The sequence below is a fragment of the Pelotomaculum sp. FP genome (genome assembly GCF_004369245.1).
Taxonomy (GTDB): Bacteria; Bacillota; Desulfotomaculia; order Desulfotomaculales; family Pelotomaculaceae; genus Pelotomaculum_C; species Pelotomaculum_C schinkii.
The window spans coordinates 17,001-30,396 of the sequence record NZ_QFGB01000050.1 but is presented as its reverse complement, the minus strand read 5'-3'; the positions used below and the strand labels follow the sequence as shown (position 1 = coordinate 30,396).

Sequence of the window (13,396 nt, the reverse complement as noted above, 5' to 3'; positions counted from 1 at the left end):
CGGCTCCGGCTTCTTTTTTACCATTTTATATGCACCATCTTGGAGGCTTTTGAGAGCCAAAATTGCACTGTTTATATGGTTGTCTAAAATCAGTTTTTAAAATCAGAACCTATTCAGCAAGCCCTAAATATAACTAAAATCCTGGAGGTGTATGTTGGTGAAAAAAGTCTTTCCATTATTATTAGGTGTTCTAATTGGTGCGCTGTTATTGGGAACAATCGGTTTTGCGTCCGGCTATCAAAGGCAAATCACAGTAGATTTCTTACCCCTTAAGTTTTTCTTTAACGGAGTAGAAAAGCATCAGGAGCAAAATCAACCAGCCTTTATATACAACGATGTCACATATGTCCCTGTACGCTTTGTCGCTGAAACACTGGGCCAGCCGGTGGAATGGGATGGAGAGAATTTAAGTATTTATATCGGTGGAAAAAGTTCGGGGAAGCAAAAAATCATTGTTGGCTCAGATGCAACGTACCCGCCGTTTGAATACCAGGATGAGGCAGGAAGATATGTAGGTTTTGATTTAGAGCTGATGTCGGCGATAGCCAAGGTATCAGACCTGGAGATAGACTTTAGGGACATGCCTTTCGACCAATTAATCACAGCTTTAGTAAGCGGTCAATTAGATGCTGTCGTTTCAGGATTATCCATTACTGAACAGAGAAAAACGGCAATGTATTTTACAGAGCCTTACTTTCAATCGGGATTGGTTATTGCAGTCCGCCCGGACAACAGTAGCATCAACAGTTTACAGGACCTGAAAGGTAAATCTGTCGGCGTCATGCCGGGTACTATAGCACAGGAATACGCAAATACGGTGCCGGGAGCCAAGGTGATAACATTTAGTAGTAGTGATAATACTTATGAACAAGACCTAATAGAGTTGGAGAAAGGTAGCGTTGAAGCTGTAATTAGCAGTTATCCAGTAGTCGCTAATTTTATCAATCAAGGAAACAACTTAAAGATAGTAGGCGAAAAATTTGCCGTTGAGGATTATGGTATTGCAGTGAACAAAAACAATCCGGAACTCCTTGAAAAAATAAATTCAGGGTTGCAAGCAATTAAGGCAAACGGGCAATATGACCTAATCTATAAGAAGTGGTTTGAAGATCAATAACACCGTTGAATAATTGTGCGGGAGATCCTTCAAGCGACGGTGGAAGCGGCCTTTGTGATAGCCGGTGCTTTTTCAAGTAATGAGGGTGTGAGATCCCTGTTACGGCCTTATCTTAATTGGCGGGTACCTTTGATATGGTTAATAATTGCCATCGGATTATGGCCGGCAATTACACTTGCCGGTAATTTCATCGGAGGAGCAATGGGTCTAGCCTTGCCGGCAATGCCGTTTAAACCGGAGGCGCCTTTGTATCTGACCATACCCGTTTCCTTTATATGGGCAATGTTCTTCAATGGCTCATTAGGGGAAGAAGCCGGTTGGCGCGGTTTCGCCCTGCCCCGTTTGCAACAACGATTCAGTCCCCTTGTTGCCAGTCTCATATTGGGTTTTTTTTGGGGGGCCTTTCACTGAATTTTCTTTTTCATGAACTTGAGCGGACCCTGGTACATGTTCTGGACCCGCCTGGGAGATATTCCCCTGGCTGTCCTTTTTACCTGGTTGTATAACCGGATTAAAGGGAAAAGTCTTCTTCCCGTACTTCTAATGCATGCCTCAATGAACGCCACTCTCGACTATCTGCCACGTATCAAGCTAACTGTTTATGCCGTACTCGGGGTTGTCGTGCTGTTCGTCATATGCACAGATCGTATGTGGCGCAAAAAAACACTTGAATAGAGCATGAAAACAGTTAATAAAATTAGTTGGTTTTCAGATTATAGATTTGTATGGTGATTATCCTTATTCCAAATTTGACGAAGATGCTAGTGCATATATCATTTGGAAAACAGAATATTGAGCAATAGTTCACTTTATATAGGTGGTAATTTCATTTCAAAAAATTTATTCATCTAAAGACACCCGCATACTTAATGTCTATGGGAATATACCGGAGGGACAACCGAATTTCATGGCACAGACTTTTGTCAGTGATATTAACCCTCCTTTTAGTCAGGAAATGAGAAAAGCCCTGGTAGATCTTTTTGAAATGCGTTGGGGGGAAGATAATCCGGAATTGTTGGGGGAAGATCAATTAGAATATAAGCGCCTTTGCAGGGATGATTCGCCGGACTTCATACTGAATATGCCCGGGTACTATGGATTCTTTACATATTCGTTGTTTTGGGGCAGAGTGAGTTCATATTCTACTTGCAGCTAAAGAATGGGAAAAAGAAAAACGTGCCGGTAGGTTATCTATGTTCTTACTAAAGTTGAGGTGTATATGAAAAATAAAAAAATTGTCATTGCGGTATCTTGCCTAGTTGCAATATTTATAATCGGATCCGGATTATTTATCTATCGAACTATCACCTCGGTATCAGAAATGTTCAGGTTAAACGGCCAGCTTCAAGCAGAAGGTTACTTTATGGGCGAATTTGAGTTTAAAATGCTTGGTTGTGCCTATTTTCTTGACAAAGGAAAATACATTACCGCCTTTACCAAGTTAAACGAACTGCACAGGCAGTTAAAGACCAGGGAAGGCTTGATCAGGGTACCGGATTTTGCCGACAAAAATGAGGAAATGGATTTTTATTTAAGTCTGCAGAATCCTAAAACCGGCGCATTTATGGATGAAACATACCCCTCCTTTTATTATTTTGAGCCGACATTAAATATAGTGGAACATCTTGAACTCCTGGCAGAAGAGACCGGCCGGCCACTTCGCTTGAAGTACCCGCTGAGATTTTTGGATGAAATCAATAACCCGGAAAGATTAAAAAATATTCTGGATGATTTATCTACGGTAGGATGGATTGGCTCAAAACTACCCAAAACAAATTACATAATGGCATCTTTCTACCATAACTACGATTTGTTGGAACGAAATAAGCTCTATTCCTTTTCGCCGGAGTGGAAAGCAACATTATTACAATGGTTTTACTTGAACCAGGACAGTAAAACAGGGTTTTGGGGGCCAAGACTGCGTAATAGCGGCGAAATGTTGCATGGGGGAGACTTAGGACCAACATATAAGATTGCTGGTTTGTTTGTGGATGAAAAAGGCAACAACCTTCACCAGGAATTCCCTTTACGTTATAAAGATGAGATGCTGAAAACAACACTGGAGAAGATTTCCGAACCAATGCCCGAAGATGCCAGCTTAGCTGAACTGCATGATTGGGAATTGACAAGGACTCAAGGTATTAAACTATTGACCAATTATTTATGGAACGGGATATTTTTAGAAAATAAAAACGCAGCCAGGACGTTTATGGAGAATATTGTAAAGAATAAATATGAGGCTTGCTATCTTGAGGAACAAGGCGCATTTAGTTATTATCCCGGTGCAAAAGATGCGACCTTAGACGGCACAGGCAGCGCAATGTCTCTATTAGATGTTGTTGGAGCGTTATCACAGGAGCAACAAAGGTTATTATGGGGAACTCCAGAGCAAAACATCACTGATTTGGGTTCGCATGAAGTGAAAGAATTTAAGGAAAGCGACTTGGCTGCGCTGAAGAGTTTTCCTAATCTCAACTCCCTTCGTTATTATCTGTCAGATCCGGATTACAACGATTTCACAAAGGGTGTTGTATGTATTGATTACCCCCAGGAAACATGGGTTATTGACGTTATGGAACTGCTGCCCAGAGTAAGACAGTGGGTAAATACAACCCCTCAAAGCATGGGAAACTGGGTTTCGAAACAAGCCATTATCCAAAAAGCAGAATCAGTGCAGATAAATTCTATTCCAGTTAACGGGAAAGCTCTGCCGGTTAACCTCTTTTTAAATGAGGTGTTAAGGAATAATAATGAATTTGTAGTAGTCGGTTTTGACGTACTGCAAGTGCCTATATGTAAAATAAAATTTATAAAGTGCCCAAATTGATGGCTTCGGCATCAATCCAGTACAAGTATTTTAGGAGGGCTGGGTATGGAATATAAAGAAGCGGTTAGGCGGCTTGCTCCGTGCGGGCTGGACTGCTCCCGCTGCGCCGACTACGCTGGTGGGGAGATCCGGAAACTGAGTGTCCGGTTGGTTGAACTTTTAAACGGTTACCTCCGTGTGGCCAGAGTCAAGGAGGCCATAAAGCCGGTGTTCACTGGCTACCCCCAGTTCGAAGAAGTGCTGAAGTCATTAACCCAGGCTGCTTGCAGTGGATGCCGGGGGGATAACGTGCTCTGCCCCATCGAGTGTGTTGCCGGCGTATGCAGCAAAGAAAAAGGTGTGGATTTCTGCTTCCAGTGTGAGGAATCCCCATGCTCCAAGAAGATAGACACTCAGATACAGGAGCGGTGGCTGAGATTCAACCTGCGGATGAAGGAGATAGGGGTGGAAGATTTCTACCAGGAGCAAAGCAGGCTACCGAGGTATTGAGTTTTGCAAGTGGCGTTGGAGTTTAATTAGTATAGCTTGCGGGTCAGAAGTAATTATACGAGGGGGTTGGGAAATGAAAAATGTAATTATAATCGGCTCGGGCATCGGCGGGTTGATTGCCAGCAACCTCTTGGCAAAGAAGGAGCATAAAGTAACCATATTTGAAGCCTACAGCATGCCTGGCGGCTATACCGCCGGATTTTACAGGAAGGGTTATTATTTTGAGAGCGGCACTCTAACCTTTGAGACTTCAGCATCGGTATTCAAGGCAATGAAGGACATCGGAGTGTTTGAAAAGATAGACTTCGTAAAATCACGGGTGCGGTTTGTTTCGGAGGATTTCGACGGGACTCCTGAGAGTTACAATGATGATAAAAAAATGATTTACGCTGCTTTCCCGTCCGATAAAGAAAGGCTGGATGCGGCTTTTTTAGATCTGGACCAAATATGCGCCCTGATGGGGGACATGGATGAACCCATGCCCTTTCTTTACAGTGGGCTTGCAATGTTAAAATCAATGCTTCCCTACATCCCGAGCGCTCCAAAGCATATGAAACTGTCTAAGCATTTATGAAATAAAAGATAATTGCAGAAAAAACTTAAATAAATACACGATCAAAGCATTTTCTTTCATTCCAAAGATCGATCAGCCGTTAATATTGGACATGGGCTGTGGCACTGGTGTGCCAACACTGGCTTTGCTTGAGATTTGCAATGGTAAAATTTATGCCGTTGATTTAGATAATTCTTGCTTGTTATGGTTAAAAGAAAAAGTAAACTTATTGAACTACTCGGATAGAATTAAAGTAATTCATGCTTCTGTTTTTGATCAAGATTTATTTCATGAAAAATTTGATATAGTATTGGCAGAAAGGTGATTTTTTAGGGTGCCAGTCTGGCTTACTTTTTCAATAGCAAATCCATATGATATCATTTAGTCCAGTGTCCGGTCTTTTTTTCGGAAGAAAATAAGGTAGACAATTTCAAGAATCCCAATGGTATTTACTATTAAAAGCGCAATATACCAGGCCAATTGCCTGTTGCGGACAGCATGCCAAAGGGCTATGCCTTTCCAGATAACTGCCCAGGCAATTACTAAATAGAATAGAGGATTGTTCGGCTGTAAAATTTGTAATACGTTATTCACGTGAATTCCTCCTTGAATTTGTTTTTAATGTTTCAATTATGCTTTTATACCGTGGCTCTTTTGCTAGAGCTGCAAACGCCGGATTTGACAGGACAGCCTGTAGCATGCTTTCTTTGATTACTTTTTCATTCCGTGGAGCATCGGCGCCTAAATCAAAGTCTGCAAACCAGACATCAATTGCATCAAAGAAAGAATCTCCGTGTAATGAATAAGGGAAGAAGCCCATAGTGCAGATATCTGCATATTTCCGTAGCATGTCAAGGGCTTTCTCAGCATTGCCTTGTAAACTGTACACCTGTGCTGCAGTAAAATAGATCTGTGCCATAGTGTTTGGATGTAATCGATCCAGATGATAGATTGTTGCGACAGATAATGACCGATGCAAAATCTCCTCGGTTTTCTCGCTGTTATCCGCGTTTAGCAGTAAATAGGCCGGCGTAGCTCCAATTAGTGCAAGCAGATGCTGATACATACTGATTTGCGTTACTTCTTTTGCCTTTGAACCATTTCCCAGTATCTGATATGCTCGTGCCACAACCTCATGATCTGTCGGGATCGGTCGTAATGATTCTCCAAGTAAATCCAAAACCTGTTGCGGCTGGTTTAACATCAGATAACAAACTGCTTCTAAAGAAGTTGCATCCTTAGAGAGCCACACGTCGTCACTTTCAGTTTTAATTCTTATACATAACTCGACCGCTTCATTCAGTATAGCTTCTTGCCTTTTCTTTTCTTCTGCGAGCATATGATGATTGGCCAGCAGCACTGCCATCTGAAACAGCAACGGAAAACAGGAATAGTATTTTTTAATTATTCTCCGGCATTCTTCCAAAACATCATCAAATGGACGGGTAGCAAAGGTAGATGACAAACGATGATACAGCTTTTTGATATCTTCTTTTGTCATCTGCGGCGCATAACCTATCAAATCGTCAATGCTGATATTGAAATATGCCGCAAGCTGCGGAAGGAAGGTTATGTCGGGATAACTCTGCGCTGTTTCCCATTTTGAAACAGATGCTTTAGAGACCCCGATATATGCGGCAAGTTCATCCTGCGTAATACCTTTTTCTTTGCGCTTTGTAACAAGCGTTTTTGCAATATTGATTTCTTTCATATTGACCGCCTCCTACATATAATTGTATGGATTATCTCCTCATATAACAATGGATTGGTGGTTGACTATGGTTGAAAAAATCAACCACAAGGAAACTTTCTAATAAGAAACAACCCTCCAGATTTACAAAAATAAAACCCAGGTTATGCTAAAAATGAGGACTCAGGTTATTTCAAATACATCATGTCGTGGTCTATGATGCAAAACAAATGAGACAGAGAACCGTCCCGGCCCCCTGTCTCATATCCGTGCCATTCAAGAGTTGAACCAACTCTAGCAGCTGCTTCAGCCAAAGCCGCCCGCCGCCAGGAACTGTCCCAGGCCCAAAAACACAACTACAGTGGACCAGTTGGACGGTAGTTCTGTAAAAATGCCTGTTAAAATCCCTGCCAGGATAAAAATGAAGCCGGAGATCCTCAAAAGTGTACGCCACTTGTTTGTCATAACGAAAACCCCCCTTCAGGGTCAGTTTAGCATACTATGGCCAAACATGCCACATTATGTGTCAACAACCCCGTCCCCTTGTCAATCCCTCTTATCAACCCAAGATGCTAAAATATCCTCAGTCATGATGCGGATCATAGTTCGACGCCTTGCAGGATCCCCTTCCAGGTTTGCGAGAGGATGCGCTGCATGATAGGCCAATTCACCTGCCTCTTTAACCAATGCATAGTTAAGCTGCTTTCCTTCTATCATTTCTCCAGGGATGGCTACTAAAACCGGGGAGGAGGCGACCCCAGTAAGGCAAACCTGGAGATCCTCTGCCAACTCATGGTTACTTTTTAGAACAACAGCTACCCCGGCTAGAGGAAAATCTATCCCGTTTCGCAGGCGATATTTCTTGTAATCAGACTGACTGCCTAATGAACTTTCAGGTATGGTGAAATGTACGATAAGCTTCCCGGCGATATCTGCAAAAGGCTCCACTCCATTATTAGAGAACAAGGAAGCTAAGGGGAGCTCTTTGGCTTGGTCCTGAGAAACCATCATGGCCGTTGCTTTAAGAGCTATCAATAAAGGCGCCAAATCCCCCTGGTATACTGCAAAGCACCGCTTGCCCCGGGGAATAATGTGGCAGAGTGTGCCGCCCCGCTTGAAACAAGGGGCCACCGCCTTACCCCACTCACTTGAACGGTTATAATATTGGCACCGTGTGTTCTGTAATACATTTCCACCCAGAGTGGCCACATTTCTAATCTGTGTTGTTGCTACAAGCTTCGCTGCGTTGGCAATAGCAGGACATTTTTCTCTTACGACGGGACTTGCAGCAAGACCGGCCAGGGTAACACCTGCCCCTATGGTTAGGCCAGTTGTGATTGTCGGTGCAGACTGTCAAAGAAGGCTACGTTTTCAGTATTTGAAAACATAGCCTTCTAAGTTTTAGTTATTCAGTTAAATTCTTGTAAAGCTCGGGGTATTTTTCTTCTAAAACAAATGGTTTTGAATTTTCATCGCATGTTACCTGCTTGGTAAAACCTGTAGCAATAAGCTTAGCTGTTTCTTTATTTATAATTTCGTAAGTAATTGTAATAACTTTGCCTTTTACTTCTTCCACAGCTGCAGTTATTTCCAAAAGATCGTCAAATGCAGTAGAAGCTTTGTACTCGCAATGACACACAACTAAAGGCAGAAGAGTATCTGAAGCTTCCCACCTCTGCATCTCAAACCCTGCCTCGCGGAGGAGCTTTGTCCGCACAAGATCAAACCACTTAATATGATTTGTGTGGTAAACAGCTCTCATTCCGTCAAGGTCGGCAAAACTTACTCTCAATTCTATTGTCGCTTTTTTCAATTCTTTCAATACCTCACTAAATAATAGATTAACTATATATTCATTTCATTGTCATTATATATTACCATTAATTTTAAGGTCAATTTAGAAAAGTAAGAATCAGATGACGGATTCCAACCTTATGTGCTCTGCCCAAAAATCTGCACAGCTCAACTGCTGCACAATGCGGGGCATCGCGGTAGTAATAACGGTAGTATCAATGGCTACCAGTAAATCGATATGCCTGCTTGCCGAGTGAAAATAACTGCGTTGTAAAGGACGATCTTGGATTCTTACTAGAAAAAATAAAGGCAGCTGATGCTGTGGTCATCTCTACTGCCTGTTATACCCTGGGCCCGCATACCAGTATCAAGACTGTCAATGACCGGCTTCTCTCAGTTCAGGCGAACGGTGATGATTTTGCCGGTAAACCGTGTGTGACAGCAGTAAGCTACGGTGTGCTGGGTTGGGAAGGCTATGCTCGGGAAGCGGTAAACAATTTTGCCCGCTTTCTGCATCTTAAGGTTGTCGGCAACATGCTTGTGCAAGCCGCGATGCCTGGAGAGGTAATACGGGCAGACGTGTTGGCTGAGGCAAGAGAAATGGCAGGCCGGCTCATCTGTTCGTCTCCGGAGGACAGCACCCTGCCGGGAGTGATCAATTGCCGAAACTGCGGTAGCGGTCTATTGCAAATTTCGCCGGCTGGGCAGGTACGATGCGTGATGTGCGGTGCTAAGGGGAGTCTTGAAGCTGTGCCCGGCGGGTTTGCCGTGGACTTTTCAAACGCAGGGCAAACCCGTTATTCCCCTGAGGGAGTAGCAGAGCACAACCGGACTCTGGCGGAGATAAAACAACGTTTTATCGCAACCAGAAATGAAATTGCCCGACTGCGTAAACCATATGACGATTATAACTGGTGGGTAGAACCCAATAGCTGTAAATTAAAGTGAAAGATGCTTCCCATATAAGTTCAATCCCATTCTACGAACTGTGGCATTATGAGGTTAGCATGTAATGTTTTTATTGCCGCCTAAGACAGTTTAGCCGTTTATTTTAACGGGTATATGTGACAACTACCCCGTCCCCTTGTCATCCCCTGTCATAAATTTGCAGTTCCCTTAAAGTATATCATCAACCCCGTCCCTTTGTCCGTCCCTTTGTCATACTAAGGCGGTCGAAACGGTGGAACAAATATGATACCACGGCAGCCAGGGGTTGCTGATAGAGCATGGCCAGGGTTACCGGAATTGCAACGGCGGGCGGGAAATATGTTACCGCCAGCACCGAACCGAAACTGATGTTGCGCATACCCACGTTGTAGACCATGGTGGCCACCGTGTCCCTGCGACGCTCCTTTAAGGCGTATGAGCCCGCGTAACCAAGGTAGTAGCCGCTTACCGATATGAACAGGATGGTCAGGAGCATTTTTAGCAGCGATGAATTCCAGTTGATTTCGGGAGCTATGGCGCTGGCGTTAATTAAGATCACCCCGAAGAGAGCCAGTTTGGAAGTGAAACCCCCGGCAGAACGGGTAAATCCGGCCAGACTGCCGTGAGTCCAAGCATTTACCGCCATACCCAGAAAACTGGGGATAGTCACCATCAATAACAGCTCCATCATCATCTGGCCGTAATAAACGTGCACCGTTTGCCCGGCCACCAGTAAGATAAACACAGGCAGCAATAAGGGGCTGATCAGTGTATCCGCAGTAACTGCTACCAGGGCTTGGGACACATCCCCCCTTGTTATCGAGGTCCAGATGACGGAAGTAACTCCTATCGGGACGGACGCTCCGATTAAAAAGCCCAGGCGCGTTAATTCGCTTTGCGGGTAGAACAACAGCCCGATCAGCCATGCCACCAGGGGCATTACACCGTGAATCAGCAACAGCATCCAGAGGGTGACCCAGGGTCTGGTAAGCACGTGGAAAAAGCTTTTGTAGTTGGTTTCCAGGGCAGTGACGAAAGTCATATAGGCAAACAGGACCACTGCTATTGTGTTCAAAAGCGGCGCCTGCGGTAAGGGTGAAGTGAAGCCGAACAGCAGGGCGGACAGCACCACAAAAAACATGTGCTGTGACAGCCAGCTGTTACAACGGGCAAATATTTCCAGCATGTATGGCGACCTCTTTTGCATATATTGTCGGTTGGTTTTATGCCAAGCTAAATAACTTCTACAGTAGGTTACTTAATCCTTTGGGATTTGTCGTAAAAAAGCATGAAATATTTTCAAGGACGGCAGTCATGTAAAATGAAAGTCGACCAAAACCACATCTGTACGACAATGCTTGACAAGGAAGTCATTTTAGCCATATAATCAGTAAAAAGCATATATATGGACTTGAAGGGCAAACTTGCTGAAAAGCAGGGACGCAAAGCCAAGGATCTAAGTCGCTGCAGAGCGATACGATAGCCTGGTTGCTAAAGATCATACCTTAAAATTCCTCCAAGGTATGGTTTGCAAAACATACTTAAGGGGGTCTTATTATGCTTAGATTAAATCGTCTGGTATATGTATTAACTTTTTTCATTTTGAATTTGCCTAGTTTTTCTGGAACCCAAAATATTGTACAAAATGCTAATTTAAGAAGTCCAATTATATCGAATCCATTGAATAAAGGAGAGTATGAACTTAAAACCAGTTTTCTGAATTGGCCTTTAAAAAAGCAATTTCTTAGGCTAATAGTGCTTCTGCTCATCTATTCTTTGGTTTTGTGGAAATATGACTATTTATTTGGCGTTTAGTATGCCGAATATGATTGGAAGAAATTGTTAGGAACGCAGCATGTCAAAATAACCGTCCCCTGACATTTGAAAAGCAAAAAGCCACTCTGATGCAAAGAGAGTGGCTTTTCTCTTTAAAATAGAGAATTCTCTTGAATAACAGGTTGTCAAACACTTTTTCTTTTTAATAGAACGCTCCCGAAACGCCACTTTAATATGAAGGGTATGACAAATAGGATAAATAAGAGGCGGAACATTTGATACGCGGTCACCAGGGAGACATTGGCACGGACCAGGACCGCCGTTAATCCCATTTCCCCCATACCGCCGGGAGACGTGCCCAGGAAAGCGCTTATTAAATCTAAAGAGTGCAGGCGCGTCAACAGGTAACCAACTCCCAGGGAGAAGAATACCACCGAGATACTCCCTCCAATGGCGTATGGCACCAGCTTTTTCCAATTTTCAAGACTGGTCGGGTTGATGGTTAGCCCCAGATACGTACCGATACATAGCTGTGAGATAAAAACAAGGAACGACGGTGTGTCCGGCGCCTGGAAACCGGTGAGGACCAATGCGGCGGCGCCAATCAGAGGCCCCAGCAGGAAAGGGGTGGGCAGGTTGAGCCTTACCGCAGCCCACGCGGCAAGGAGGACCACGCCGGCAAATAATAAGGCATTCCAGGGTGTATGGATTACGCTGTTGTAAACTGCTGGAACATTGGCGGCAACGGTCTGATGGCCGTCCCCGGCCAACCCGTGGATGACAACGAAGGGTACAATAAAAACCGTCGACAGCAAGCGCAGGGTCTGCATAAAAGTGACAACCGTTAGATCCGTATCCGCAATCTCTTCACTTAAGACCACCATCTGTGTCAGTCCGCCGGGAACACTCCCAATTATGGCGGTTGCAAGGCTTATCCCCGTACGGCGGTAGGTAATATATCCGACTAAGAGACTAAACAGGATTATTGACGAGGTCGCAAACGTCATGGCGGGAAGTTGTTTGATGATTTGCAGGCCTGCCTCAACGGTGAACGAACTACCCAGCATATAACCAAGGATGATCAGCCCGGAGTTGCGAAGTTCTATTGGCCAAAATAAGTTTCTTTTGGCAATCAGGTTCCAAATCATGGAGGCTGTTAAAGGCCCTAACAACCACGGTAAGGGCAAGTGCAACAGGCGGAATAGCAGCCCGCCGGTTAGAGAAAGCAACAATGTTTCCACAAATCGCAACAACATTAGGATACCTCTTTACTGTCTGCGCTAAAATATTTGGATTGGCACAGGTCTACGTTGCCTTTTCGATGCAGTGATAATGATATAAAGCCCATAAGACAGCCGTTATTGCTGGTAAAGGAGCCTTATTGTTTGTATAATTAATTATACAATATTGGGCGGCGAATTATATGGATAAAATGATGTCATACTGCGGACTGATGTGATTGCGCTGCATATAAGGCCACGGTCAGGGGGTTGGGCAAGAATGCGGAAGCCTTTTAAAATCTTTCATCGTGTCTACATGGTTGGGGGGCCGGAGATAACCGATGAGCGAGATTGCTGTGTATACCTGGTGGATGGAGGGGACGAGCTTGCTCTGGTGGACGCCGGGGTTGGCGACTCATGCGGAGCAATTTTAGAAAATATCCGGAGCCTTGGCCTTGACCCTGCATTATTAAAGTATGTGGTGGCTACCCACGGGCATATTGACCACATCGGGGGGCTTCGTTACTTTCAGTCTAAGGGAGCAAAAGTGGTGTGCCATGAGCTGGAAAGAGGGGCTGTTGCCGAAGGCAGGTCCGAACTGACGGGGGCAAGGTACTACGGTGTAAAATATCAGCCGGTAACGGTTGATGTAGTACTGAGTGGTGAATGTCCGGACCTGTTCGTGGGGGATGTGGCGCTCTATTGTCCCTTCACTCCCGGGCATACCCCCGGTGGAATCAGCCCGTATCTGGATTTAAAAGGAACCAGGATTTTATTTGGCCAGGACATTCACGGCCCCTTTGACCCGTCCTGGGGGTCGGATATGGATCAGTGGAGAAAATCAATGCAGAGGCTTCTTGAACTGAAAGCCGACATCCTTTGCGAAGGGCATTTCGGTGTATACAAACCGGCTTCCCAGGTAAAAAGCAACATCGAATATTATCTCAAGCAGTATTAACTTGGTGCAAAAACATGCGAGTTAGTTTATGTTATTTTCAAGGGA

The 13,396-nt window shown here is 44.3% G+C and carries 16 protein-coding genes and 1 riboswitch; of the genes, 8 read left to right on the top strand and 8 right to left on the bottom strand.

Annotated features, from left to right (window positions below; genetic code table 11):
• The first annotated feature begins 157 nt into the window (after positions 1–157).
• Complete coding sequence (locus Psfp_RS16260) at positions 158–1,117, top strand: transporter substrate-binding domain-containing protein (protein WP_192895476.1); 960 nt, start codon at positions 158–160, stop codon at positions 1,115–1,117.
• 107 nt (positions 1,118–1,224) lie between these two features.
• Here Psfp_RS16260 and Psfp_RS22325 read toward each other — a convergent pair whose 3' ends face one another.
• Positions 1,225–1,410 carry a hypothetical protein gene (locus Psfp_RS22325; protein ID WP_243120730.1) on the bottom strand — a complete coding sequence of 62 codons (186 nt, stop codon included), beginning with the start codon at positions 1,408–1,410 and terminating at the stop codon, positions 1,225–1,227.
• A gap of 130 nt (positions 1,411–1,540) precedes the next feature.
• Here Psfp_RS22325 and Psfp_RS16250 point away from each other — a divergent pair, with 130 nt between their 5' ends.
• The 5 genes from Psfp_RS16250 (at position 1,541) to Psfp_RS16230 (ending at position 5,311) form a co-directional block, all read left to right on the top strand.
• Complete coding sequence (locus tag Psfp_RS16250) at positions 1,541–1,792, top strand: hypothetical protein (RefSeq protein WP_153189546.1); 252 nt, start codon at positions 1,541–1,543, stop codon at positions 1,790–1,792.
• 544 nt (positions 1,793–2,336) lie between these two features.
• Positions 2,337–3,944, top strand: coding sequence for a hypothetical protein (locus tag Psfp_RS16245; protein WP_134219589.1), 1,608 nt, complete (start codon positions 2,337–2,339; stop codon positions 3,942–3,944).
• A 45-nt stretch (positions 3,945–3,989) separates the two neighbouring features.
• Complete coding sequence (locus Psfp_RS16240; protein WP_134219588.1) at positions 3,990–4,433, top strand: DUF3795 domain-containing protein; 444 nt, start codon at positions 3,990–3,992, stop codon at positions 4,431–4,433.
• A gap of 73 nt (positions 4,434–4,506) precedes the next feature.
• Positions 4,507–5,007, top strand: coding sequence for an NAD(P)-binding protein (locus tag Psfp_RS16235; RefSeq protein WP_134219587.1), 501 nt, complete (start codon positions 4,507–4,509; stop codon positions 5,005–5,007).
• The gene (locus Psfp_RS16230; protein ID WP_345789097.1) at positions 5,000–5,311 is read left to right on the top strand and encodes a class I SAM-dependent methyltransferase; all 312 of its coding nucleotides are present in this window, start codon (positions 5,000–5,002) and stop codon (positions 5,309–5,311) included. The genes Psfp_RS16235 and Psfp_RS16230 overlap by 8 nt, the downstream gene beginning before the upstream one ends.
• A 56-nt stretch (positions 5,312–5,367) precedes the next feature.
• Here Psfp_RS16230 and Psfp_RS16225 read toward each other — a convergent pair whose 3' ends face one another.
• The 5 genes from Psfp_RS16225 to Psfp_RS16210 all read right to left on the bottom strand — a co-directional run bounded on the left by Psfp_RS16225 (position 5,368) and on the right by Psfp_RS16210 (position 8,498).
• Positions 5,368–5,580: a DUF5652 family protein gene (locus tag Psfp_RS16225; protein ID WP_134219585.1), complete on the bottom strand. Its 213-nt coding sequence runs from the start codon at positions 5,578–5,580 to the stop codon at positions 5,368–5,370.
• Positions 5,573–6,697 (bottom strand): helix-turn-helix transcriptional regulator, encoded by a 1,125-nt coding sequence (locus Psfp_RS16220; protein ID WP_134219584.1) that lies wholly within the window; start codon positions 6,695–6,697, stop codon positions 5,573–5,575. The genes Psfp_RS16225 and Psfp_RS16220 overlap by 8 nt, the downstream gene beginning before the upstream one ends.
• A gap of 285 nt (positions 6,698–6,982) precedes the next feature.
• Positions 6,983–7,141 carry a hypothetical protein gene (locus Psfp_RS21805; RefSeq protein WP_190258653.1) on the bottom strand — a complete coding sequence of 53 codons (159 nt, stop codon included), beginning with the start codon at positions 7,139–7,141 and terminating at the stop codon, positions 6,983–6,985.
• Positions 7,142–7,222: 81 nt separating this feature from the next.
• The gene (locus Psfp_RS16215) at positions 7,223–7,996 is read right to left on the bottom strand and encodes an FAD binding domain-containing protein (protein WP_282432476.1); all 774 of its coding nucleotides are present in this window, start codon (positions 7,994–7,996) and stop codon (positions 7,223–7,225) included.
• A gap of 85 nt (positions 7,997–8,081) precedes the next feature.
• Positions 8,082–8,498 (bottom strand): acyl-CoA thioesterase, encoded by a 417-nt coding sequence (locus Psfp_RS16210; RefSeq protein ID WP_134219582.1) that lies wholly within the window; start codon positions 8,496–8,498, stop codon positions 8,082–8,084.
• Between the two features lie 218 nt (positions 8,499–8,716).
• Here Psfp_RS16210 and Psfp_RS16205 point away from each other — a divergent pair, with 218 nt between their 5' ends.
• Positions 8,717–9,418 (top strand): NAD(P)H-dependent oxidoreductase, encoded by a 702-nt coding sequence (locus tag Psfp_RS16205; RefSeq protein WP_134219581.1) that lies wholly within the window; start codon positions 8,717–8,719, stop codon positions 9,416–9,418.
• Positions 9,419–9,599: 181 nt separating this feature from the next.
• Here Psfp_RS16205 and Psfp_RS16200 read toward each other — a convergent pair whose 3' ends face one another.
• Positions 9,600–10,583 carry a bile acid:sodium symporter family protein gene (locus Psfp_RS16200; protein ID WP_134219580.1) on the bottom strand — a complete coding sequence of 328 codons (984 nt, stop codon included), beginning with the start codon at positions 10,581–10,583 and terminating at the stop codon, positions 9,600–9,602.
• A 221-nt stretch (positions 10,584–10,804) separates the two neighbouring features.
• A riboswitch (cyclic di-GMP riboswitch) is annotated at positions 10,805–10,893 on the top strand.
• A gap of 465 nt (positions 10,894–11,358) precedes the next feature.
• Positions 11,359–12,429, bottom strand: coding sequence for an AbrB family transcriptional regulator (locus Psfp_RS16195; RefSeq protein ID WP_134219579.1), 1,071 nt, complete (start codon positions 12,427–12,429; stop codon positions 11,359–11,361).
• A 244-nt stretch (positions 12,430–12,673) separates the two neighbouring features.
• Here Psfp_RS16195 and Psfp_RS16190 point away from each other — a divergent pair, with 244 nt between their 5' ends.
• Positions 12,674–13,351, top strand: a complete 678-nt coding sequence (locus tag Psfp_RS16190) for an MBL fold metallo-hydrolase (RefSeq protein WP_134219578.1) — start codon at positions 12,674–12,676, stop codon at positions 13,349–13,351.
• Positions 13,352–13,396 lie beyond the last annotated feature (45 nt).